General features: G+C 46.5%; 23 protein-coding genes and 1 rRNA gene. 2 read left to right on the top strand and 22 right to left on the bottom strand.

Features of this window, described 5'->3' with window-relative positions:
* The 4 genes from JYJ62_RS13650 to JYJ62_RS13635 form a co-directional block, all read right to left on the bottom strand.
* Positions 1-289 (bottom strand): 16S ribosomal RNA (locus tag JYJ62_RS13650); the annotation flags it as partial.
* Between the two features lie 522 nt (positions 290-811).
* On the bottom strand, positions 812-1,225 hold the full coding sequence (locus tag JYJ62_RS13645) for a hypothetical protein (protein WP_205342783.1): 414 nt from the start codon (positions 1,223-1,225) through the stop codon (positions 812-814).
* Positions 1,226-1,249: 24 nt separating this feature from the next.
* A complete protein-coding gene (locus tag JYJ62_RS13640) occupies positions 1,250-2,476 on the bottom strand; it encodes a nucleoside recognition domain-containing protein (protein ID WP_205342782.1) in 1,227 nt (408 codons plus the stop codon).
* Between the two features lie 11 nt (positions 2,477-2,487).
* Positions 2,488-3,273, bottom strand: coding sequence for an N-acetylmuramoyl-L-alanine amidase (locus JYJ62_RS13635; RefSeq protein ID WP_205342781.1), 786 nt, complete (start codon positions 3,271-3,273; stop codon positions 2,488-2,490).
* 217 nt (positions 3,274-3,490) lie between these two features.
* On the opposite strand from JYJ62_RS13635, the gene JYJ62_RS13630 reads away from it, so the two are divergent.
* Together JYJ62_RS13630 and JYJ62_RS13625 are read left to right on the top strand one after the other, a co-directional pair.
* Positions 3,491-3,988, top strand: a complete 498-nt coding sequence (locus tag JYJ62_RS13630) for a DUF962 domain-containing protein (protein ID WP_205342780.1) — start codon at positions 3,491-3,493, stop codon at positions 3,986-3,988.
* A gap of 77 nt (positions 3,989-4,065) precedes the next feature.
* Positions 4,066-4,479: an NINE protein gene (locus tag JYJ62_RS13625; RefSeq protein WP_205342779.1), complete on the top strand. Its 414-nt coding sequence runs from the start codon at positions 4,066-4,068 to the stop codon at positions 4,477-4,479.
* A 68-nt stretch (positions 4,480-4,547) separates the two neighbouring features.
* On the opposite strand, the gene glmU is transcribed toward JYJ62_RS13625, so the two are convergent.
* The 18 genes from glmU to JYJ62_RS13535 form a co-directional block, all read right to left on the bottom strand.
* Positions 4,548-5,906: a bifunctional UDP-N-acetylglucosamine diphosphorylase/glucosamine-1-phosphate N-acetyltransferase GlmU gene (glmU, locus tag JYJ62_RS13620; RefSeq protein ID WP_205342778.1), complete on the bottom strand. Its 1,359-nt coding sequence runs from the start codon at positions 5,904-5,906 to the stop codon at positions 4,548-4,550.
* Between the two features lie 114 nt (positions 5,907-6,020).
* Positions 6,021-6,446: a F0F1 ATP synthase subunit epsilon gene (locus tag JYJ62_RS13615; protein ID WP_205342777.1), complete on the bottom strand. Its 426-nt coding sequence runs from the start codon at positions 6,444-6,446 to the stop codon at positions 6,021-6,023.
* Positions 6,447-6,523: 77 nt separating this feature from the next.
* Positions 6,524-7,900, bottom strand: a complete 1,377-nt coding sequence (gene atpD / locus JYJ62_RS13610; protein WP_205342776.1) for a F0F1 ATP synthase subunit beta — start codon at positions 7,898-7,900, stop codon at positions 6,524-6,526.
* A 30-nt stretch (positions 7,901-7,930) separates the two neighbouring features.
* Complete coding sequence (gene atpG / locus JYJ62_RS13605) at positions 7,931-8,800, bottom strand: F0F1 ATP synthase subunit gamma (RefSeq protein ID WP_205342775.1); 870 nt, start codon at positions 8,798-8,800, stop codon at positions 7,931-7,933.
* A gap of 51 nt (positions 8,801-8,851) precedes the next feature.
* A complete protein-coding gene (gene atpA, locus JYJ62_RS13600; protein ID WP_205342774.1) occupies positions 8,852-10,396 on the bottom strand; it encodes a F0F1 ATP synthase subunit alpha in 1,545 nt (514 codons plus the stop codon).
* Between the two features lie 15 nt (positions 10,397-10,411).
* Entirely contained in the window at positions 10,412-10,948 is a 537-nt protein-coding gene (locus tag JYJ62_RS13595; RefSeq protein WP_205342773.1) for a F0F1 ATP synthase subunit delta, read from the bottom strand.
* A 12-nt stretch (positions 10,949-10,960) separates the two neighbouring features.
* Complete coding sequence (locus JYJ62_RS13590; protein WP_205342772.1) at positions 10,961-11,431, bottom strand: F0F1 ATP synthase subunit B; 471 nt, start codon at positions 11,429-11,431, stop codon at positions 10,961-10,963.
* A gap of 81 nt (positions 11,432-11,512) precedes the next feature.
* Positions 11,513-11,752 (bottom strand): F0F1 ATP synthase subunit C, encoded by a 240-nt coding sequence (atpE, locus tag JYJ62_RS13585; protein WP_022967052.1) that lies wholly within the window; start codon positions 11,750-11,752, stop codon positions 11,513-11,515.
* Positions 11,753-11,819: 67 nt separating this feature from the next.
* A complete protein-coding gene (gene atpB / locus JYJ62_RS13580) occupies positions 11,820-12,635 on the bottom strand; it encodes a F0F1 ATP synthase subunit A (protein WP_205342771.1) in 816 nt (271 codons plus the stop codon).
* A gap of 15 nt (positions 12,636-12,650) precedes the next feature.
* The gene (locus JYJ62_RS13575) at positions 12,651-13,010 is read right to left on the bottom strand and encodes a F0F1 ATP synthase subunit I (RefSeq protein WP_205342795.1); all 360 of its coding nucleotides are present in this window, start codon (positions 13,008-13,010) and stop codon (positions 12,651-12,653) included.
* Positions 13,011-13,178: 168 nt separating this feature from the next.
* Positions 13,179-14,048 (bottom strand): ParB/RepB/Spo0J family partition protein, encoded by an 870-nt coding sequence (locus JYJ62_RS13570; protein ID WP_205342770.1) that lies wholly within the window; start codon positions 14,046-14,048, stop codon positions 13,179-13,181.
* A 9-nt stretch (positions 14,049-14,057) separates the two neighbouring features.
* Positions 14,058-14,849, bottom strand: coding sequence for a ParA family protein (locus JYJ62_RS13565; protein ID WP_205342769.1), 792 nt, complete (start codon positions 14,847-14,849; stop codon positions 14,058-14,060).
* A 16-nt stretch (positions 14,850-14,865) separates the two neighbouring features.
* Entirely contained in the window at positions 14,866-15,507 is a 642-nt protein-coding gene (rsmG, locus tag JYJ62_RS13560) for a 16S rRNA (guanine(527)-N(7))-methyltransferase RsmG (RefSeq protein WP_205342768.1), read from the bottom strand.
* Positions 15,504-17,399 carry a tRNA uridine-5-carboxymethylaminomethyl(34) synthesis enzyme MnmG gene (gene mnmG / locus JYJ62_RS13555; RefSeq protein ID WP_205342767.1) on the bottom strand — a complete coding sequence of 632 codons (1,896 nt, stop codon included), beginning with the start codon at positions 17,397-17,399 and terminating at the stop codon, positions 15,504-15,506. Before mnmG ends, rsmG begins: the two co-directional genes overlap by 4 nt.
* Before the next feature lie 751 nt (positions 17,400-18,150).
* Positions 18,151-20,001, bottom strand: coding sequence for a hypothetical protein (locus JYJ62_RS13550; protein WP_205342766.1), 1,851 nt, complete (start codon positions 19,999-20,001; stop codon positions 18,151-18,153).
* A gap of 65 nt (positions 20,002-20,066) precedes the next feature.
* A complete protein-coding gene (locus JYJ62_RS13545) occupies positions 20,067-21,161 on the bottom strand; it encodes a P-loop NTPase (RefSeq protein WP_205342765.1) in 1,095 nt (364 codons plus the stop codon).
* Between the two features lie 10 nt (positions 21,162-21,171).
* Positions 21,172-21,966, bottom strand: a complete 795-nt coding sequence (locus JYJ62_RS13540) for an ethylbenzene dehydrogenase-related protein (protein WP_205342764.1) — start codon at positions 21,964-21,966, stop codon at positions 21,172-21,174.
* A gap of 29 nt (positions 21,967-21,995) precedes the next feature.
* Positions 21,996-22,745, bottom strand: coding sequence for a molecular chaperone TorD family protein (locus tag JYJ62_RS13535; RefSeq protein ID WP_205342763.1), 750 nt, complete (start codon positions 22,743-22,745; stop codon positions 21,996-21,998).
* Positions 22,746-22,758 lie beyond the last annotated feature (13 nt).

Raw genomic sequence — 22,758 nt, 5'->3', positions numbered from 1 at the left:
TTACGGATCGCGGTCTTGGTGAGCCATTACCTCACCAACTAACTAATCCGACCTAGGCTCATCTAATAGCGCAAGGCCCGAAGGTCCCCTGCTTTCTCCCGTAGGACGTATGCGGTATTAGCTTACCTTTCGGCAAGTTATCCCCCACTACTAGGCAGATTCCTAGGCATTACTCACCCGTCCGCCGCTCGTCAGCAGAGTAGCAAGCTACTCTCTGTTACCGCTCGACTTGCATGTGTTAAGCCTGCCGCCAGCGTTCAATCTGAGCCATGATCAAACTCTTCAGTTTTAAATCTGATTTGCGTTTTGAGAAAACACTAAACTTGGCTCAGCAATCGCAAATATCTTTTATCAGCGAACTGAAAAAGACAAAAATAATTCTACAAATTTACATTCGCGGAATAACTTGTGTTGCCGATAATCTTGCTGACTATCAAACATCTCACACAAGCACCCACACGAATTGCTTGATTCAAATTGTTAAAGAACGTTTTCGTTAAGTCTTTCGATCTTAGCGAGGAGGCGTATTCTACACTCTCCGAAGTATCTGTCAAGGTTTATTTTCTGGAAGCTTTTAATGCTTCCGTCGAACTCCTTGGTACCTTTGAGGTTCTTTCGATCCTCTCTGGTAGGCCGCGCATTCTACAGCAGAGCGCGAACCTGTCAAGCTAATTTTTAAGTTATTTCCTTAAGAATCAACCTGTTACGTTAAGCTGTGAAACCTTGTTTGCCTAACGAGGTGCGCATTCTACACGCTTTAAAGAACCTGTAAAGCCCGTTTTTGAAGATAGTTGTGTTTTTTTCAAAAAGATCAATATTGCGAACCACAACGTACGGGTTTGCTTTCAATAAGACGCTGACCATCACTACTATAGAGCCAGACCCTTACCGTCCAGCCCTTAGCCAACGCACGAATGCTGTAGCGCTGTCCTGCTTGAAAGTCAGGATAGGCAATATTAACTCGACAACGGCGCTGGCTATCATCAAGAGTGTTGCTGCCACGATCATAAGTTAAACGTATTTGCAGCTGGTGCATACCAGGACTGACTTGAAAGTAGCGTGCATCATTAACCTTAGCGCCATCCGTGCGTTGCGCTGACAGTTGATGCCCCGCTTGTGACTGCACATCAATCCAAGCCATATCTGCATCATGCTCCGGTAAAGGTGCGGCACACGCGCTACAGGCTATTAACAGTGCTGTGCTAATGCTGACTTTCCACAACATAGTCATCTCCTCTATCGATAGACGTTAGCCAAAAAACCAGTAGCAGACGCTGATCGCAGCAATAACCCCTGCCAGCTCTGCTAATAAAGCACAACCTACGGCATGTCGCGCACGCTGAATACCGACTGCGCCAAAATACACTGCTAATACATAGAAAGTGGTTTCGGTACTGCCTTGAATCGTCGCGGCAACCAATGCGGGGAAACTGTCCACACCCTGGCTTTGCATAGTTTCAATTAACATAGCGCGCGCCGCACTGCCGGAAAATGGCTTAACCATGGCGGTAGGTAAGGCATCGACAAAGCGTGAATCCCACTGCAACCAATCTACCAGCCAGCGGATACCGTCTAAACCAAACTCCAATGCACCCGAAGCGCGCAACACACCTACCGCACATAACATAGCAACCAAGTAAGGCAGCAGGTCTTTAGCAACCTCAAAGCCTTCTTTAGCACCCTCAACAAAGGTTTCATATACCGGCACCTTACGAATCATCCCCAAAACAAGAAAGCTCATAATGATGCCAAACAAAGTTAAGTTACCCAGCAAAGACGACAAACTCGCCAAGGCTGTAGCGCTTAAGGTAGCCAATAGCGCCATAAAGGCAGCAAGCAGCAAAGCACAAGGAACCAGGTAGGCTAAAACCACAGGATGCCAAATACGCAACCGCTGCATAAAGGCCACCGATAACAGCCCAACTAAACTCGAAGCACTGGTGGCAATCAAAATCGGCAAGAACACTAAAGTGGGATCCGCCGCACCTTGCTGCGCACGATACATAAAGATAGTCACAGGCAATAAGGTCAGCGAAGAGGCATTGAGTACTAAGAATAGTATCTGTGCATTACTAGCTGTAGTGGCTGAAGGGTTAATCTCTTGTAAGGCGCGCATGGCTTTAAGACCAATCGGTGTCGCCGCATTGTCTAACCCCAAACCATTAGCAGCAAAGTTCAGCGTAATTAAGCCCAACGCTGGATGGCCACGAGGCACTTCTGGCATCAACTTGGCGAAGAGTGGTCCAAGCAGTCTAGCCAGTACATCGACTAAACCTGCCCTTTCAGCAATTTTTAGAAAACCCAGCCACAGTGTCAGCGTACCAAAGAGCAGGAGCATCACATCAACAGAAAGCTTAGCCATATTAAACAGGCTTTCCACCATGGCCGCCCACACACCGGGATCACCACCAAACCAGCGTACCAATCCTGCAATACTGGCAACAATAAAAAAACTCAGCCATAAGCCATTTAACATGCAAGGCGCTCCTAGAGTTGACGGCTCATTTGTGTAGTTAACGCTAAGAGCATTGCTGCCGTTTGTGCATCAGGCTCGCCATCATATAAATCTGGACGGTACTTCATTTGAAAAGCGGCTATGACATTACGTGTGGCCGAATCCAGTTCACCATGTACAGGTACAGCATAACCGACTTGAGCTAATTGCTGCTGAAACCAACTAATCGCAGGCAATTGCTGATTGAAAGTCTGTAGGTGTATCGCCACTGTTTGTGGCTCTGGCCAATGAATTAAACCTTCTTGCGCTAAACGCTCCCATGGAAAAGCCGGACCTGGATCCACTTTACGCTGTGGTGCTATATCACTGTGACCAACAACACTATCGGCAGTTAGACCATGACGCTGCATGATATCTTTCAATAACAACACGAGAGCCTCAACTTGCTTCTCACTCCAAGGCTGCCACTCTCGGCCTTCAGGCGTATCGGTGTAACCTTTATTAACCATTTCGATACCAATAGAGCTTGAGTTCAACCAAGTGCGCCCATTCCACTGGCTGTCACCCGCATGCCAAGCGCGGCGGTTTTCATCCATTAGACGATAAACAGTTGCCGGTTGTTCAGCAATTAAGTAATGACTACTCACATCTTTTCCTGTCAATAAATAGAGCGAGCGCGGCAAATCACTGGAGGTGTAATGCAACACAATAAATTGTACACGGCTGTCATGTCCTACCGATTGATAGCTGTCATCAAATTTTAAAGCTGAACAGCCTGACAATAATAAAACGGCACACAACACGATTCGAAACTTCATACTGATCCTAGTTTTAACTATTCGAAAACAACCTGTGGACTAATATGCTCTACAGGTAAAACCTAAAGCTTCTATATAGTGGCGCACAATACCTTGTTGGTCTGCGCCTTTCAGCAACTGTACTAATATTACTCTGCAGCTAGACGCTGTTTGCAGTACTCTTTTTAGCTATGATCACTGTACAGCACTCTTTATGATGCCAATGAGGATAATAATAATGAAGACTCTGACTGATCATTTAACCCAATATGCTGCCTACCATCGCGATCAACGCAATATCATTACACATTTTATCGGTATTCCACTGATCGTTATTGCTGTTGCTATTTTGCTCTCACGACCAGGTTTTGCTGTGTACGGACTTTGGTTATCGCCTGCACTAGCAGTGTCCATCCTTGCTGCCGTGTTTTATTTACGCTTAGATCTGCAGCTGGGCACAGCTATGACCATATTTCTTGTCATTTGTTTATGGCTCGGAATGTATTGCGCAAAGTTATCCACAGTCACTTGGTTAATGTGGGGGATAGGGAGCTTCGTTGTGGGTTGGATTATTCAGTTTATTGGTCATTATTACGAAGGCCGTAAACCTGCTTTTGTTGACGATATTATGGGCTTAGCTATCGGTCCTTTATTTGTCGCAGCTGAGTTGGCTTTTCTATGTGGCTTACGTATGCCTCTCGAACAGGCTATTGAAAAACGCCTGAACGCAGGCTAAATACATATATAGATAAGTTCGCAACTATTTCAATAAATGTAGGTCTTACCGCTACGACATAATTCAAGGGATTCATTATGGGCTACAACACAAATGGTCATACTCCTGTGATGGGGTATTTACTGTGGATTTTTGGTTTCTTAGGCTCGCATCGGTTTTATTACGGCAAGCCGATTACTGGCACCATTTGGTTTTTTACTTTTGGTCTGTTTTTTATTGGCTGGATTATAGATTTATTTTTAATCCCTGGCATGGATCGACACGCCAATCTACGCTTTTATAGCGGTCATACTGATTACAATGTTGCGTGGATTCTTCTAACGTTTCTGGGCATATTTGGCGTGCATCGTATGTATCAAGGTAAATGGATTACCGGAATTTTGTACTTATGCACAGGCGGCTTCTTTATGATCGGTGTGCTGTACGACTTCTGGACAATGAATCAGCAAATATCCACACAAAATAAAATCTTTATTTCTTCTTTACAATAATTTATCGCCGGCATAAAAAAGCTGCTTAGCGCACATAACACTAAGCAGCTTTAAATACGCACGATAACTTAGCGCTTTTTCGGGCGTGGCCAATTTTCTAAATTACGCTGACGTCCACGGCCGACGGCCAAAGCATGTGCCGGAACATCGGCAGTAATAGTCGAGCCGGCACCGGTGGTTGAACCATCACCTAAATGCAATGGTGCCACCAATGAGCTGTTAGAGCCAATAAAGACATCCTCGCCCATTACAGTTTTGAATTTATTCACGCCATCATAATTACAGGTGATCGTGCCTGCACCAACATTGGTCCGCGCACCAATCTCACTGTCACCTAAATAACTTAGATGCCCTGCTTTAGCGGCTTCACCGAGACGCGTGTTCTTCAATTCAACAAAGTTACCCACATGCGCACGTGCAGCCAATACGGTTCCTGGACGTAAACGCGCGAATGGACCGCAGTCGGCACCTTCACCAATATCAGCACCGTCTAAATGGCTATTGGCTTTAATCACCGCGCCGGCACGTAAAATAGAGTCTTTAATCACGCAATTGGGGCCAATCGAAACATTATCCGCAATCTCGACACGGCCTTCTAAGATCACATTAATATCAATTAATACATCGCGACCAACGCTGACTTCACCGCGCAGATCAAAACGCGCAGGATCAAGCAAAGTCACGCCTTGCGCCATTAAACGCCGTGCCGCACGTTGCTGATAGTGACGCTCAAGCTCTGAGAGTTGTAAACGATCATTGGCGCCCTGCACTTCCATAGCATCCGCTGCTGTTTCAGTGGCGACGCGTAAACCATCCGCAACAGCCATAGCAATAATATCGGTTAGGTAGTATTCGCCTTGGGCATTGCTATTGGATAGACGGCTTAACCAATCGGTAAGGGCCAAGCGCGGAGCAGCAAGAATACCGGTATTACCTTCACAGATTTGTAACTGCTCAGAATTGGCATCTTTATGCTCAACAATCGCTTGTACCGCACCGGCACTGTTGCGCACGATACGACCATAACCGGCGGGGTTATCGAGGTTGACTGTCAATAACGCCATGCTGTCTGTCGAGAGCTGCGTCAACAAGCTTTCTAGCGTAGCGGCCTCAATCAGAGGCACATCACCGTATAACACTAAGGTGTGCTCTGCCTTTAAGTAAGGCACCGCTTGCGCAACCGCATGACCGGTACCTAACTGCTCATTCTGTACGACAAAATTAATATCAGCGGCGGCTAATTGCTCACGCACGGCATCAGCACCATGGCCAATCACCACTTGAATACTGTCGGGTTGTAAGCGTCGCGCTGTTGCGACAACATGCGCTAGCATCGACTGGCCAGCAATCGGGTGCAGTACTTTGGGTAAGGCCGAACGCATACGCGTACCTTGGCCAGCGGCGAGAATAATAATATCCAACGACATGCTATAAATCCTAAATAAAAGTTGTGCAGCGCTTAAAGTCTGAAAAATAAGCAATAAAAAAGGGCAGCCTTAGGCTACCCTTTTTCAGTGTTACGATGAAGCATGATTTACCTATCAACGAACTTTTTTACGCAGTTCGTTAATCGTTCGCAGTTGCGCTGCCGCTTCTGCTAAACGTACCGCGGCGGCTGCATAATCAAAATCAGCACTCTGGTTTTGAATCGCTTGCTCAGCGGCTTTCTTTGCTTCAAGTGCAGCCGCTTCATCAAGGTCAGCAGCACGGATTGCCGTGTCTGCTAAAACCTTAACCATGTAAGGCTGTATTTCGATAAAACCACCAGAGATGTAATACACCTCTTCTGTGCCACCCTGTTTAATCACCCGGACAGGACCCGGTTTGATCGTAGAGATGAGTGGCGTGTGACCAGGCAAAATACCCAAATCACCCATGTGACCATGAGCGATGACCATTTCGACCCGACCGGAGAACAACTCTTCTTCTGCGCTAACAATGTCACACTGGACTGTTCTGCTGGCCATATAAATCGCCTCAGTTTTACGGCTGAGCGGATGTAAATACACCCGCTGCCTTATTGCTCACCATAACGGCTCGCAAATTACATTTTGTTCGCTTTTTCAACGGCTTCTTCGATGCTACCAACCATGTAGAACGCTTGTTCTGGCATGTGATCGTAATCACCATTCAAGATACCTTGGAAACCACGGATGGTATCTTTCAGCGATACGTATTTACCTGACGCACCGGTGAAGACCTCGGCCACGAAGAATGGCTGAGACAGGAAGCGTTGGATTTTACGCGCACGAGATACTAACTGCTTATCTTCTTCAGACAGCTCGTCCATACCTAGAATCGCAATGATATCTTTTAGCTCGGTGTAGCGTTGCAATACGTACTGAACACCACGTGCACAGTCATAATGCTCTTGACCAATGATTGACGCATCAAGTTGACGTGAAGTTGAATCCAGTGGGTCAATTGCAGGGTAAATACCCAAAGATGCAATGTCACGTGATAGAACAACAGTCGCATCCAAGTGCGCAAACGTGGTCGCTGGAGATGGGTCAGTTAAGTCATCCGCAGGTACGTATACCGCTTGAATAGAAGTAATGGAACCTGACTTAGTCGAGGTAATACGTTCTTGCAGAACACCCATTTCTTCAGCCAAGGTTGGCTGGTAACCTACCGCTGAAGGCATACGACCTAACAGTGCAGATACTTCAGTACCGGCTAAGGTGTAACGGTAGATGTTGTCAATAAACAACAGTACGTCACGACCTTCGTCACGGAACTTTTCAGCCATGGTCAAGCCGGTCAAAGCAACACGTAAACGGTTACCTGGTGGCTCGTTCATTTGACCGTAAACCAACGCTACTTTATCAAGTACGTTAGAGTCTTTCATCTCGTGGTAGAAGTCGTTACCTTCACGAGTACGCTCACCCACACCAGCGAATACTGAGTAACCACTGTGCTCGATAGCAATGTTACGAATCAGTTCCATCATGTTGACGGTTTTACCAACACCGGCACCACCGAACAGACCCACTTTACCACCGCGAGAGAACGGGCAAACAAGGTCAATAACCTTAATACCTGTTTCTAGAATTTCGTTACCGCCCGCTTGTTCTGCATAAGACGGTGCTGGACGGTGAATGCCCCAACGCTCTTCTTCGCCAATTGGGCCAGCTTCGTCGATTGGATTACCCAATACGTCCATGATACGACCGAGGGTTTTAACGCCCACTGGTACAGTAATAGGACCGCCTGAGTTTACCACTTCTAGACCACGTTTTAGACCTTCGGTCGAACCCATGGCAATAGTACGTACTACACCGTCGCCCAACTGTTGTTGAACTTCTAATGTAGTTTCAACGCCCTGTACTAACAGTGCGTCATAAATGTTCGGGACCTGTTCACGTGGAAATTCCACGTCGATGACGGCGCCGATAATTTGAACGATACGTCCGTTACTCATATCTGGTTCCTCTGAATATTTGAACCGTTCTTAAACCGCGGCCGCGCCGCCGACGATTTCTGAAATTTCTTGAGTGATCGCTGCTTGACGAGCCTTGTTGTAAACCAATTGAAGGTTATCAATAAGATCGCCAGCATTGTCTGTTGCATTTTTCATCGCAATCATTCGAGCTGCTTGTTCGCATGCTGAGTTCTCAACAACCGACTGGTACACCTGAGATTCGATATAACGAACAATCAGTGAGTCCAGCAATTGCTGGGCACCTGGTTCATAAATATAATCCCAAGAACCGAGACGGTCACCGTCAAGATCATCACCATCTACCGCCAGTGGCACTAACTGCTCAACTGTTGGCTTTTGCGTCATAGTATTAACAAATTTGTTGGATACTATATACAAACGATCAAGACGACCTTCAGCAAAGCCATCCAGCATAATTTTAATACTGCCAATTAAGTCAGTAATTGCTGGCTGCTCACCTAGATCAGTGATTGCTGCAACGACGTTACCACCGTAACTACGGAAGAAACTTGCACCTTTTTTGCCGATCACGCAAAACTCTGCTTGAACGCCATCTTGTTGCAAGCCCTTCATATTATTTATCAGGGCCTTGAACAGGTTAAAGTTCAGACCGCCGCACAGACCACGGTCGGTTGACACGAGGATATAACCTACGCGTTTAACCGGACGTTCGACCATAAATGCATGCTTGTACTCACCATTGGCTTCAGCTAAATGACCAATGACCTGACGAATTCGCTCTGCATAAGGACGACCCGTAATCATGCGCTGTTGTGCTCTGCGCATTTTACTGACCGCCACTTTTTCCATGGCACTGGTGATCTTTTGCGTACTTTTGATGCTCGCAATTTTACTGCGAATCTCTTTTGCGCCTGCCATTTCACACCCTTCAGGTTAAGCAAGCGGGAGCGTTAAAGCTCCCGCTGCGGCTTACCAGCTCTGAGTGGCCTTAAACTTCTCGATACCTTCTTTAATAGAAGCATCGATATCGTTATTAAAGTCACCCTTCTCATTGATTTTCGCCATTAACTCAGCGTAGTCACGTTTGAAGAAGGCTAACAAGGCTGCCTCAAAAGCACCCACTTTATTAACTTCTACGTCGGTCAGGAAGCCACGTTCAGCAGCATACAAAGACACAGACATATCGGCGATTGACATTGGCGCGTACTGCTTCTGCTTCATCAGCTCAGTCACACGCTGACCGTGCTCAAGCTGCTTACGCGTCGCTTCATCCAAGTCAGAAGCAAACTGAGCAAAGGCCGCCAATTCGCGGTACTGAGCCAGTGCGGTACGGATACCACCGGAAAGCTTCTTAATAATCTTAGTTTGAGCTGCACCACCTACACGAGATACCGAAATACCCGCGTTCACCGCTGGACGAATACCTGAGTTAAACATGGCTGACTCAAGGAAAATCTGACCATCCGTAATAGAAATTACGTTGGTGGGTACGAACGCAGAAACGTCACCTGCCTGGGTTTCAATAATAGGTAAAGCGGTCAATGAACCGGTCTTACCTTTAACTTCGCCCTTGGTGAACTCTTCAACGTACTCTTCAGATACACGTGACGCACGCTCCAATAAACGACTGTGGAGATAGAAAACATCACCTGGGTAAGCTTCACGTCCTGGTGGACGACGTAGCAACAGGGAAATCTGACGGTAGGCAACCGCTTGCTTAGACAGGTCATCGTAAACGATTAACGCATCTTCGCCACGGTCACGGAAATACTCGCCCATGGTGCAACCGGCGTACGGTGCTAAGTATTGCAGAGCAGCTGATTCTGATGCGCTGGCAGCAACAATAATTGTGTTGCTTAACGCACCCATTTCTTCAAGTTTACGTACCACGTTAGCAATCGTTGATTGCTTCTGGCCGATGGCCACGTAGACGCACTTAATGCCGCTGTCTTTTTGGTTAATGATGGCATCGATAGCCAGAGCAGTTTTACCAATCTGACGGTCACCAATGATCAGCTCGCGCTGACCACGGCCGACAGGAATCATCGCATCGACAGATTTGTAACCTGTTTGTACAGGTTGATCGACCGACTTACGCCAAATTACACCTGGTGCAACTTTCTCAACTGCATCAGTTAATTTGGTTTCGATTGGGCCTTTACCATCAATCGGATTACCCAATGCATCAACCACACGACCTAAGAGTTCTGGACCAACCGGAACTTCAAGGATGCGACCAGTACATTTGGCGCTCATACCTTCGGTCAAACCGAAGAAACTACCCAGGATTACTGCACCAACGGAGTCACGCTCCAAGTTGAGTGCCATACCAAAAATGCCACCTGGGAATTCAATCATTTCACCGTACATTACATCGGCTAAGCCGTGGATACGTACGATACCGTCAGACAAGCTGACGATTGTGCCTTCATTACGGGCTTGCGCAGATACATCAAGCTTAGCAATACGCTGCTTGATGATCTCGCTAATCTCGGAAGGATTCAGTTGCTGCATGCCATGCCCCTCAAATCAGGATTTCAACGCTTCGGCTAACTGGTTCAGTTTGCCGCGGATCGAACCGTCAATAACTAAGTCACCAGCACGAATGTGCAAACCGCCAATTAAAGCGGGATTTACAGTCGCTTTGGGTTGAACGGTACGATCAAGCCGCTTGGATAAGGCGGCAGCCAGTGTTTGGAGTTGTTCTGCGCTCAGTTCAAAAGCAGACTGTACTTCAACATCTAAAGTACGATTTGCTTCAGCTTTAACAGCCTCAAACAGCTCACGCACCATAGGCAGTAAAGTCAAACGGCTATTCTCGCCAAGAACGCTAAGAAAATTACCGAAAGTTTCGTCGATATTGCCTTCACACAGTTGCTTTAGAAACGCGACCTTGCCTTCTCGAGTCAGCGCAGGGTTACCCAGCTGCTTAAGAATGACCGGCTCTGTTACCGCCGCTGCAGATAATGCCAACATCGCAGACCAAGCGTCAACTTGACCTGCAGCCGAAGCGAACTCATATGCTGCTTTTGCGTAAGGTCGGGCAAGCGTATTGATATTTGACATCGCTTGCCTCGCTTAAAGTTGTGCGGCCAATTGTTCGACCAGTTGATTATGAGCGCTTGCATCCACAGACGAACCGAGGATTTGTTCTGCGCCCGCAACCGCTAATACCGAAACTTGTGCACGAAGATCTTCTTTTACGCGATTCACTTCAAGATCAATCTCTGTTTTAGCGTTAGCAATCAAACGTTCGCCTTCGGCACGCGCTTGTTGCTTAGCTTCTTCAATGATTTCACTGGCAGTTTTATTCGCTTTATCAAGAATTTCTAAAGCAGTTTTTTTCGTGTCTCGCAACATTTCTGTCGCTTTTTCTTGAGCAAGCTTTAGGTCGCGCTCGGCGCGTCCAGCTGCATCTAAACCTTCAGCAATTTTCTTCTGGCGTGCATCCATTGCATTCGTAATTGGAGGCCATACGAACTTCATGCAAAACCATACAAAAATAGCGAAGGAAATCAATTGACCAATAAGCGTCAAATTAATATTCACTGATCTACCTCATGCTATTTCGTTGTTTATCTTAAAGATAACTTCGCGCAGTAATTTTTACTGCGCGATGAAATCGCTAGATCAGCCTGCCATACCAGGAGCTACAACGAAGATCAGGTACATAGCCATACCAACACCAATCATTGGAACAGCGTCAAGTAGACCAGCCATGATAAAGGTTTTAGTTTGTAATTGTGGTGCCAACTCAGGCTGACGCGCGGTTGATTCGAGCAATTTGCCACCTAAGATTGCAAAGCCTAAACCAGTTGCTAATGCGCCCATACCGAGGATGATGGCGGCAGCGATAATTACGATTTCCATAGTTACTCCTAGAGTTTTAAGTTTTCAAGTTTACAGTTAAAGTTTTAAGTTAACGCCCGCTTTCGCGTCAATGGCTCTCTTCGTGGGCTGAACTCAGGTAAACGATGGTCAGCACCATAAAGATAAAGGCCTGTAACGGGATCACCAAAATATGGAAGATTGCCCATGGCCCATAAAGCGCCCACTGTACGTAAAACGGCAGTAGCGCAATAAGGATAAACACCACTTCACCAGCGTACATGTTACCGAACAGACGCAAAGCAAGGCTTAATGGTTTGGTAAACAGACCTAATAACTCAAGAAACAAGTTAAACGGGATCAGCGACCAGTGTTTAAAAGGTGTAAACGACAGCTCTTTAGTGTAACCACTGATGCCTTTAATCTTAATGCTATAGAACACAATTAAGAAGAACACACCAATAGAAATACCGAACGTAGCGTTTGGATCAGCAGTAGGTACATATTTAAAATAGGGTAAGCCCGCAGCAGCCGCTAAACTTGGAATCACATCAATTGGGATCCATTTCAGGCTGTTCATTAGCAAGATCCACATGAAAACGGTCAATGCTAATGGAGCAATCAGTGCGCTACGTCCGTAAAAGGTGTCGCGAACCATATTTTGTACAAACTCAACAATCACTTCAACAAAATTTTGTAGACCTGTTGGTACCCCTTCGTTGGCTTTAACAGCCACGCGACGGAATAAAAACAAGAAAACAAAACCCATCAGTAATGACATCGCCATGGTATCCACATGGATCGCCATGAAGCCCATTTCACTGGCTTGCTCTGCAGTTTCTGCAAACTGCCAAGTGCCGTCTAACTTACCATAGGTCAGGTTTTGTAAGTGATGCTGAATATATCCAACAGAGTCTTGTGCCATAAATGCCTCAACCGCTCAACGCTTTAGAAAGCTTTTCGTCAAAAGAAGTGATGTTGCAGACGTCATCTGCACCAAAATATAACCAATGAACACAGCAAGTACGTTCAATGGCTTCACCCCCAAGAACAGCACTGCAAAAAGCAATGCTGTAAGAATTAATTTTCCCATTTCGCCAGCCCAGAAAGACTGAACAATTACAGCTATAGAACGCGCACCAAAATACTGGAATGCCTTGTAGGTAAAATACATATTCGGTAGCAATGCAGTCAGTCCGCCAAGCCATGCTGAGTATGCCGCTACCCATCCTTGTATTAACCAAAACAACAACCCGATCAGAACCGTCATCGCTGCTTGTAACAGGATGACGCTAAACATTGGCTGACGATGAAAAGGAACTTTATTTCGATACGCCACTGTTTGCCTGATTCCTTCGCTATTTTCATTTTGCAATGAATAGCAACAAAATTGCGCGCAGAGTATAGGTGGCTAACGCCGCTCATTCAACTGTCATATCGTTTTTTGCGACCAACAGCTATAAAAAAGTTAGCGTATATGCGCTAAAACACCTTGTAACTCTTCTAATGTGCCATAACTGATAACTAACTGTCCCTTGCCCTTTTGGCCATGCTTAATCTGTACTTGCGTACCTAAACGTTCGGCCAGCTTTAGTTCTAAACGTTTTACGTCAGGATCAAGCGCCGGTTTCTCTACTGCAGGCTTGTCGGCCAGCATATTACGAACCAAGGCTTCGGTTTGTCTAACAGTAAATCCTTTAGCGACAACATGTCGCGCTGCCTCAACTTGCTGATCAGCAGGCAAACCCAACAAAGCACGGGCATGACCCATTTCTAGATCACCATGGCTTAATAACGTTTTGATTTCATCTGGCAAGCCAATTAAACGTAATAAGTTAGCAATCGTGGCGCGTGACTTACCCACCGCATTGGCCACTTCCTGTTGGGTCAGTTCAAATTCTTTTTGCAAACGTTGTAAAGCCACGGCTTCTTCAACGGGGCTTAAGTCTTCACGCTGAATATTCTCAATCAACGCCATCGCAATCGCGGCTTCATCGCTGACATCACGCACTAATGCTGGAATGGTCTCTAAACCCGCTAACTTTGCGGCGCGCCAACGGCGTTCGCCAGCAATAATTTCGTATTTATTTTTAGCAATCAAACGTACAACAATCGGTTGCATGACGCCTTGTGCTTTGATCGACAGCGCCAGTTCTTCCAAACTGGTTTGATCCATATCACCACGCGGTTGATACTTACCACGCTGAATGCACTCTAAATTCAGATGTTGTAACTCGCTGGTATTTACTTGCGCAGCCTGCTCTTGCAGGGTATTGGCTGTGACGCCACCCAGTAATGCATCAAGTCCTCGTCCGAGACCGCGTTTTTTAACCGCCATAATAATTCCTTATGTGCGTGTTGAAGCACGCTGACTGGCGCGCTGGCGACGTGATAACTCACCCGCAAGCGCTAAATAAGCTTGTGCGCCACGGGACTGTTTATCATAGGCCAAGGCCGGTAAGCCATGACTCGGTGCTTCGGCTAAGCGCACGTTACGTGGTATGACGGTGTCATACATTTTTTCACCAAAATGTTCTTTTAACTGATTTGACACATCATTGGTTAAACTTAAACGCGGATCATACATGGTTCGCAAAATACCTTCTATTTCCAGCTCAGGATTCAACTCCGCGGCAATCCGCTGGATACTACCGATCAAGTCGGTCAAACCTTCCAAGGCAAAATACTCACACTGCATTGGGATCATCACTGCATCAGCTGCCACCAGCGCATTAATAGTCAACATACTCAAAGAGGGCGGACAATCAATTAAAATATAATCATAGTTCCCTCGTACTGGTTTTAAAGCCTCCAATAAACGTCGTTCTTTATTGGGTAAATCCAGCAACACCACTTCAGCAGCGGTTAAATCGCGGTTGGAAGGCAATAGTTGATAACCACCATGTTCGGAAAACTGCATCACATCAATCAGATCAGCCTGGCCAGTCAAAACATCCAATACCGAATGCTGCAAACTGTGTTTATCAATACCGCTGCCCATCGTCGCATTGCCTTGTGGATCGAGATCGATCAGCAGCACATGTCGACGTGTGGCCACTAAGGAGGCGGCCAAGTTAATACAGGTTGTGGTTTTACCGACACCGCCTTTCTGGTTGGCAATTGCCAAGACCTTGCCCATATTATCTCCTAAGTTGTTACTGTCGCTGCAAGATCAATAAATGTCGTTGCCCTTGGCAGCCTGGCACTTTCAGAATCTGACAGCTATCGAGATGAAAATCGTCTGGTAATGCTTGCAACTCATCATCGGGATGCACGCCTTTCATGGCTAACCAATGGGTTGTTAGGTCGCCTAAATGACGTGTCCAGTTGCTAAAATCTGCTAACGAACTAAATGCTCGCGAGATAATGCCAGAAAATGCCCGCTCAGGGGTAAAGGCTTCGACGCGATTGTGGATAACTTCAAGGTTATCCAATTTTAACTCCAGTTTCACCTGGGTTAAAAAGCGCGTTTTTTTACCATTAGAATCCAGCAAGGTGAATTTTCGCTCTGGAAACATAATGGCTAAGGGCACGCCAGGCATCCCCCCACCACTGCCAACATCCAACCAATCGTTACCGTACTGTTCAACATAGGTAAGCACACTGAGGCTATCGAGCAAATGCCGCGAGACCATTTCATCTGGATTACGCACGGCGGTTAAATTGTAAGCTTTATTCCACTTAATCAATAAACCCAAATACTGTAATAACAACTGTTGCTGCTGTTCGCTTAACGCAATATTGAGCTGCTGAGCACCCTCAATTAATTCCTGCGCATGCTGTGTAGTAACACTCATGAATCTGGCTGCTCCAAAACTTGCGTCGCTTTACGTTTTTTCAAATGCACCATCAACAAAGATACCGCTGCTTGCGTCACTCCAGGAATACGCGAGGCCTGCCCCAAGGTTTCTGGACGACTGGCCGATAGTTTTTGCTGAATTTCTTTAGATAAGCCAGAAATAACGGCGTAATCAATATCACTCGGTAATTTCACCGCTTCACTGGCACGCAGTTTGGCGATATCGTCCAATTGACGATCAAGGTAACCCGCATATTTGGTTTTAATTTCTAACTGTTCAGCAACCAGTTCATCGGTAATCCCGCCGCCAGTGACCGCGATCAAATCTAGATAATTCACTTCTGGACGGGCTAATAAATTCAATAAATTGTATTCATGCGTCAATGGCGTATTAAATTTCGCCATCACCGCTTCACCTAAAGGCGTGCCGGGGCGTACCCAAGTATCTTTTAAACGTTGTTCTTCTAGGATGATGGCTTCGCGTTTGGCTTCAAATACCGACCAGCGATAGTCATCAACTAAACCAATTTCACGACCCTTTTCGGTTAAACGCATATCGGCGTTGTCTTCACGCAAAATCAAGCGGTATTCCGCGCGTGAAGTAAACATACGATAAGGTTCTTGCGCCCCTAAAGTAATCAAATCATCAATCAACACACCCAAATAGGCTTCATCACGGCGCGGATGCCAGCTGTCTTTACCTTGTGAACGTAAGGCGGCGTTACTGCCGGCTAATAAACCTTGCACACCGGCTTCTTCATAACCGGTGGTGCCGTTGATTTGTCCTGCAAAAAACAGTCCGTGGATAACTTTTGTTTCCAAGCTGTATTTCAAATCACGTGGGTCAAAGTAATCGTACTCAATGGCATAACCTGGTCGAATAATATGCGCATTTTCCATACCGCGAATTGAATGCACTAATTCCAACTGCACATCAAAGGGTAAGGACGTCGAAATACCATTGGGATACAGCTCAGGGGTTTTTAAACCTTCGGGTTCTAAAAATATCTGATGGCTGTCTTTATCAGCAAAGCGATGAATCTTATCTTCAATGGATGGACAGTAACGCGGACCAATACCTTCAATCACACCGGCATACATCGGTGAACGATCAAGATTCTTTGCAATAATTTCATGGGTGCGGCTGTTGGTATGGGTGATCCAGCAGCTAACTTGCTCAGGATGTTGTTCACGTCGACCCAAAAATGACATGACAGGCAATGGTGTATCGCCGGGTTGTTCTGTCATCAGCGAAAAATCAACCGATCGCGCATCAATTCGCGGTGGTGTTCCGGTTTTTAAGCGATCAACCCGTAAAGGCAATTCGCGCATGCGTTTGGCTAAGGCATTGGCTGGCGGATCACCAGCCCGTCCACCTGAATAATTTTGTAAACCAATATGGATCAGGCCACCCAAAAATGTACCTGTGGTTAGAACCACGTTATCGGCAAAGAAACGTAAACCCATTTGCGTTACCGCACCACGCACACTGTCATTTTCAACGATTAAATCTTCAACCGCTTGTTGGAAAATCCACAAATTAGGTTGGTGTTCTAAAATTTCACGAATTGCTGCTTTGTAAAGAACACGGTCAGCTTGTGCACGAGTGGCACGCACTGCTGGTCCTTTACGACTGTTAAGAATTCTAAATTGAATACCACTTAAATCAGCGGCGGTTGCCATGGCACCGCCCAGCGCATCAATTTCTCTGACTAAGTGACTTTTACCAATTCCACCAATCGCTGGATTACAGCTCATCTGCCCGAGGGTTTCGATGTTGTGAGTCAGTAATAAGGTTTTTACTCCCATGCGAGCAGAGGCTAAAGCCGCTTCAGTACCCGCGTGGCCACCACCAATTACTATCACGTCAAAACGGGAAGGATAATCCACCATACACCTCAGGATTGTAGATAAAAACAAATGAACTCAGTGATGCAGTTGTTGCCTGTCGCGATACTGCATTTGCATATAGGGCTATTCGGTTTGCGATAACCCGTTCTAGGACAGCAATAGTATAGATTTTTCCGCATCTTTGCTGAAGGTTTCATCACTAAGCTTTTGCTCTGGGTTGGATGCCAAGGTAAACAGATATAAATTAAGTATAAAGATATAAAGCTTATTATTACTGCTATTACTAGGCAGCCTGTTTTTTGTTGATAACCCATTTAAATCCTTTAGAATCAATACATTGGAATGACTTTAAGGGTGTTGAGAACCCCTCTTAAGGGGGTTGGATAAGGGCCTTAAGCTTGTGGACAAAGCAGCTAGTTATCCACAGGGGTAGTTATCCACAGACTTAGACACCGTTTATCAACCATGCTTAGAGGCGGTTCTCCACAGGGCTTAAGACTGAAAATAAATTAAAAAAAGTTAGATATTGAGCATTTACTGCATCAATAGAGGATGGATTATTATGAAAATTTTAGAAAAGACAGAACGCGTGACGGCAGATAGTCGATAAGCACCTGTATTGCAGAGGCACAATAGCCTGCCAGAACGATGTTACTGGAAGATAATGCTAAGGTTGTATTTATAGAGTAAGCGCTAGAATCGGCATTGTTATAGGCATGTGAAGAGGTGTTACACGTGTTGACCTACGCGACATTATTCATCGATATAGGCAAACACGTATTAGTGCGGATTAATCGCGGCGGATGATGGTGCCACGGTCACCTACCGCATACACAACGCCTGCTTGGGTCGCGCAGACTGAACGTAGACCGGCGCTGGTCATACTGGCTTCAGACGTCCACTGACCGTCTTCTAAGCGCAAGACACAACCGCGTGTCCCTACGACAAACACTCCTGCTTGTTTAGAACCCGAGATTGATAGTAAATCTTCACGCAAACGTGTAGCCATTGTCTGCCAGCGTTCACCATTAAAGTGCGCTAAGGTGCCAGACAAACCAACGGTGTAGATGTTGTTTAAGCTGTCGCCCCAAACACCATAAAGAAAGTTTTCACTGCCGACGTTAAACTCTGTCCATTCTTTACCGTTGTAACGCAGCATCAGTCCGAAATCACCTGGCGCCAGCATCCGTTCATCGTCCCAAGCCCAAAGGCTATATAAGGCTGATTTAGTACCGCTGGGCATACGCTGCCAACGTAAGCCATCGAAGTGTAAGACTAAGCCCTCATCACCGACGGCATAAATTGAATTGGGACTACTGCCCCACATCGCGAGAATGGTGACATCGAGATGCAAGTCAAAATGCAGCGTCCATTGCTCGCCATCAAAGCGGTAAATGCGTCCAAGCTGTCCTGCAGCAAATAGACCATTACCGCTATCCCACAAACAATGCACTGTTAAATCACTTGGTGCGGGTAATTGCTGCCAAATATCATCTTTTAAGCGCAAGACAGTACCGGCTTCACCTACCGCATAACAGCAACCATTGGTTCCCTCACTGACGTTCCACAGTTGTTTTTTACTCGGCGATGACATCACTTGCCAAGGGCTATTTTCTGCAGATTGTGGTGGTGCCAGCGCTTGAGTGAAGTCATCTGCAGCAGTCATGATCGTACCAAAATCACCGACCACTAAGGCTTCACCTGTGGATAAAACAATAATGTCCATCAAGTCATGACGACTATTGCTTTCAAGCTTATCAATGCGCCAGTTGTTCAAGTAATACAAATGCCCCTGATCACCGACAATCAACACGCCATCTTTGTAGGCTTTCATTGCACGTAAGCGCGGCATCGACTCATTGAACTTTAAGGCTTGAAATAGGCCATCTTTGTAAAGTACCAGTTCGCCACGAAAACCACCTTGATCAACAAAGTAACGACCGCCACCTAATAGTAAGCTGCCATCATCGAGAACCAATAAGGTATGAAAACCAGAGCTTAAAGGGTTATCTAAGTTTTTCCACACCCCTTGTGCATCGCGCATCAGCACCGTACCGCCAGCACCCGCGGCATACACAATGTTATCGTCAGCACAGAGCACAGTGCGCAAATTCACATCAGTATTACTCTGCTCCTGCTGCCAGCTAAGCCCATCAAAATGCAAAATGATGCCATTATCGCCGACCGCCCACGCTTGACCTTGCTGATTACCATCGATAGCAAATAGCGGGGTGTTTTCTTCACAAGCGGCAAAGCGCTCAGTCTTCTGATCAATCACACCGCCGCGCAAACTATGCCATTGCTGGCCATCATAGTGTAAAAGACAACCCATCCAGCCCACGGCAAAGATATTATCGAGGCTCAGTCCCCAAATACCGTGTAAAGGTAACTGCGTAGGGACTGTCATGGGTTGCCAGAGTCGACCGTTGCTGTCTGTCGCACCGTTATAGTGCAACACCATACCTTCATCACCCACCACCAGTAAGGTGTTGTTGACGACTAAACCTGACCAGAGCACATCACCATCACCGGCTCCGACTTCAGGGACTCGATGCCACACGGCACGGTTAGGTGCAGCACTATCGGTAGAGAGAAGTTTGCTAAAGAATCGACGACGGCTTGGGGAAGGAGTTTCGCTCATAGCAACATTCTCATGTAAGAAGAGGAATAAAATAGCGTGGGATCAATCTGACAAGACTGACTGTTTTATGATGCTGGAGGATTTGACATACCCAGCAAATCTTGTAGCTGTTGACGTAAGGCGTCTTGTTCTTCTGCAGGTACTTGACTGAGTGCTTGCTCAAGTTCTGATACCGGTAACTCAGCTTGAGTCATATCATGTAACGACTGCACCGCAGCTTCGGCAAAGACCGCCTGTGTATGGGCAATACAGGCCTTGATCATCGGTGCAAAAGCTTGAGCTTCAAGACTGTCCTTGTTTGCCAGAACAATGGGGACGCCGCAATCAGAAGCCGTTGATAATGCCAATGATAGTGGAATTTGTGCAATAGAGTGCACATCCGCTGCAGCCAATGCTTCAGCAAGGTGTCCGCGAGGGAAGACATGGAAACTCTCCGCGCAATGTGGACAGGTCACGCCGGCCATATTTTCCACAACACCAATCAAGGGTAAACTGCGCTCTTGGCAGAAGCGCACTGCTTTTATACTGTCCATCAAGGCCACTTCTTGTGGCGTCGTGGTGAGTAGTGCCGCGACATCATGCCCTTCCAGCATATCGGCCAAGGTAATCAGTTCGTTACCGGTGCCTGGTGGCATATCGATAACCAGATAATCCAATGGGCCCCAATCAAATGAGCCAATTAGATGATGCATAAAGTCGTGCTTGTAGGCATCGCGCCAGACGATAGGGGTGTCGTCACGCTCCATCATAAAGGCTAACGAGCCAACCCGAACGGGGTGCTTTAATCCAGAATAAGTAAATGCTTTTGGCGGTAAACCTTGGGTGCTTAAGCGGATGCGCTCACCAACGAAACCAAAGAAACGACTTTGATTTGGCCCGTGAATATCCGCATCGGCAACCCCGACTCGATAACCTTCAGCAGCTAAACCTGCGGCCAAGTTGGCAGATACTGTGCTTTTACCCACACCACCTTTATTGGCCATGACCATAATAATCTGACCAATTTCAGCAAGGCGCGATTCAATCAAACGCTTTTCGTGTTGACCTTTATCCAGAATGCACTGCTCTTCTTCTGGACAGAATTGGCAGGCATGTCCCCGTTGGCAATCTTCAGGCACTAGAGCCAAAGGATCGCGTGCAGGGAAGTGGGAAACCGACATAGTCGCATCCTTATTTCGTTGGTGTATTGTCGAGACTGGTGTCTAACATAATCCAAGTGTGGGTGACACGCTTGTTACCATCGCGTTCATTGTCGCTACCTTGCCATACAGCAAAGCCCATGGGTACCGTCTTACGTTCAAAGTTAACGTCATACTTGTCGCTGGCTTTATACGGACGTGACATCACCACATGCCATTCATTATCTTTGGTAATTTGTTGCTTAATATAAGCACCGGAACCGCTTACGGTTTGCTGCTCTAAGATTGTGGTGCTGCCAAAACCGCCGGCGGCTAAGTTCTCAATCTGCGGTTGATCAGCGTGCCAATACCAAATATTAACGGGTTGGTCTTTGCCTGTTCCCATCATATATGAGGTATCAACATCTTTAAGGGCGAACTGCACAGCAGCGCCATCACGGAAACGGTCTACTGTGGTAGCACGATCTTCAGTTTCATCTTTCCAGCGCAAGCGAACATATAAGCGCTCGTCAGTACGGGCCACTTGAAAGTAAAGATGTTTACTGCGAGTCGCACCTTCTTCAAAACGTAAATTTACTGACTGATGCACCGGCGGTGCAGCGAGTAAATTAGTGCTATAGGAGGGTATACGATCCCAAATTAAATCATCAGGATCATTTTGACTACGCAGGTAAATCGTCCCTGGAATACGTGATACTTTAACCGTATCACCCGGCTTGACCTGTAAAATATTCGGGTTGAGCTCATTGTGATCAGCCCAGGCACTCGCAGTTATCAATGCGAATGCCAGTGTTAAGGTGCCTTTTAAAAAATAACGCAAGTTCATGGCATGATTCCTCATCTGTAAGGACATACTCAGTCCCACATGGATTGACTGGCTGAGTGTGATGAAGCTATTTTTGATGTTTCTTTTGCGTAGGCACCCACCATTGTTTCCAGTGCCTGTTTTTGGCTATATGCCCAACTCGGCAGTATTTCCAATAAGTGCGCAAGGTTAGAGTCTAGGCCGTGGTGACTTTCTTTAGCGTAACCGGCTCGTACCGCTTGCAAAAACGGGATCAAGTAACGAACTAAAAAATCACGCTGTGCACGGCGGTAAGGTGCAGCATCTTTATCCAGCTCAAGTGCCTGTTTTTCTAAGAAACATAACAGCGCACAAAATTCGAGCATCGCCACTAAGTGATCAGGTTCATCTTGCAGACCTTCATCACCTACTGCTGCTTTTAAACCAAAATTGCTATAGAAAGCCTGCACATTGAGCATAAAAGAGCCAGGAGTTAGGCCCCCGATAAGATGAGCATAAGCACTGGCAACCAAAGGTACCCGAGGTTTACCACGCTTACCGTGGATAAAAGTAGCCGTGTAACCGACTTCCAACTCTTGCAAACTTTCACTCACATTGAGAACAGGCCAAGACTCGTCACCTGTGGTTTGTAAGGCAAGATCAAGTGCTGTCTGTAAACGGCCTTGTTGCAGTGCATCTAGGGTTTCCTCTAACGGGTAATCAAATACAACCGCTGCTAAACGATAAACTGCTTCGCGAGCCTCAGCTTGCTCAGAGCCAAACCGGCCTTGGCTACTCAATGATTGTGTAGATACGCTCATAGATTGACCCTTG

The sequence above is a fragment of the Denitrificimonas caeni genome (assembly GCF_905120345.1).
Classification (GTDB): Bacteria; Pseudomonadota; Gammaproteobacteria; order Pseudomonadales; family Pseudomonadaceae; genus Denitrificimonas; species Denitrificimonas caeni_A.
Note: the sequence above shows the minus strand (reverse complement) of the source record. Positions and strands in the feature narration are given on the sequence as shown.

Excerpts from the sequence above, each read along its gene's own strand:
- JYJ62_RS13645 (WP_205342783.1), bottom strand. The coding sequence starts at position 1,225 with ATGTTGTGGAAAGTCAGCATTAGCACAGCACTGTTAATAGCCTGTAGC.
- JYJ62_RS13640 (WP_205342782.1), bottom strand. The coding sequence starts at position 2,476 with ATGTTAAATGGCTTATGGCTGAGTTTTTTTATTGTTGCCAGTATTGCA.
- JYJ62_RS13635 (WP_205342781.1), bottom strand. The coding sequence starts at position 3,273 with ATGAAGTTTCGAATCGTGTTGTGTGCCGTTTTATTATTGTCAGGCTGT.
- JYJ62_RS13630 (WP_205342780.1), top strand. The coding sequence starts at position 3,491 with ATGAAGACTCTGACTGATCATTTAACCCAATATGCTGCCTACCATCGC.
- JYJ62_RS13625 (WP_205342779.1), top strand. The coding sequence starts at position 4,066 with ATGGGCTACAACACAAATGGTCATACTCCTGTGATGGGGTATTTACTG.
- glmU (WP_205342778.1), bottom strand. The coding sequence starts at position 5,906 with ATGTCGTTGGATATTATTATTCTCGCCGCTGGCCAAGGTACGCGTATG.
- JYJ62_RS13615 (WP_205342777.1), bottom strand. The coding sequence starts at position 6,446 with ATGGCCAGCAGAACAGTCCAGTGTGACATTGTTAGCGCAGAAGAAGAG.
- atpD (WP_205342776.1), bottom strand. The coding sequence starts at position 7,900 with ATGAGTAACGGACGTATCGTTCAAATTATCGGCGCCGTCATCGACGTG.
- atpG (WP_205342775.1), bottom strand. The coding sequence starts at position 8,800 with ATGGCAGGCGCAAAAGAGATTCGCAGTAAAATTGCGAGCATCAAAAGT.
- atpA (WP_205342774.1), bottom strand. The coding sequence starts at position 10,396 with ATGCAGCAACTGAATCCTTCCGAGATTAGCGAGATCATCAAGCAGCGT.
- JYJ62_RS13595 (WP_205342773.1), bottom strand. The coding sequence starts at position 10,948 with ATGTCAAATATCAATACGCTTGCCCGACCTTACGCAAAAGCAGCATAT.
- atpE (WP_022967052.1), bottom strand. The coding sequence starts at position 11,752 with ATGGAAATCGTAATTATCGCTGCCGCCATCATCCTCGGTATGGGCGCA.
- atpB (WP_205342771.1), bottom strand. The coding sequence starts at position 12,635 with ATGGCACAAGACTCTGTTGGATATATTCAGCATCACTTACAAAACCTG.
- JYJ62_RS13575 (WP_205342795.1), bottom strand. The coding sequence starts at position 13,010 with ATGTTTAGCGTCATCCTGTTACAAGCAGCGATGACGGTTCTGATCGGG.
- JYJ62_RS13570 (WP_205342770.1), bottom strand. The coding sequence starts at position 14,048 with ATGGCGGTTAAAAAACGCGGTCTCGGACGAGGACTTGATGCATTACTG.
- JYJ62_RS13565 (WP_205342769.1), bottom strand. The coding sequence starts at position 14,849 with ATGGGCAAGGTCTTGGCAATTGCCAACCAGAAAGGCGGTGTCGGTAAA.
- rsmG (WP_205342768.1), bottom strand. The coding sequence starts at position 15,507 with ATGAGTGTTACTACACAGCATGCGCAGGAATTAATTGAGGGTGCTCAG.
- JYJ62_RS13550 (WP_205342766.1), bottom strand. The coding sequence starts at position 20,001 with ATGAGCGAAACTCCTTCCCCAAGCCGTCGTCGATTCTTTAGCAAACTT.
- JYJ62_RS13545 (WP_205342765.1), bottom strand. The coding sequence starts at position 21,161 with ATGTCGGTTTCCCACTTCCCTGCACGCGATCCTTTGGCTCTAGTGCCT.
- JYJ62_RS13540 (WP_205342764.1), bottom strand. The coding sequence starts at position 21,966 with ATGAACTTGCGTTATTTTTTAAAAGGCACCTTAACACTGGCATTCGCA.
- JYJ62_RS13535 (WP_205342763.1), bottom strand. The coding sequence starts at position 22,745 with ATGAGCGTATCTACACAATCATTGAGTAGCCAAGGCCGGTTTGGCTCT.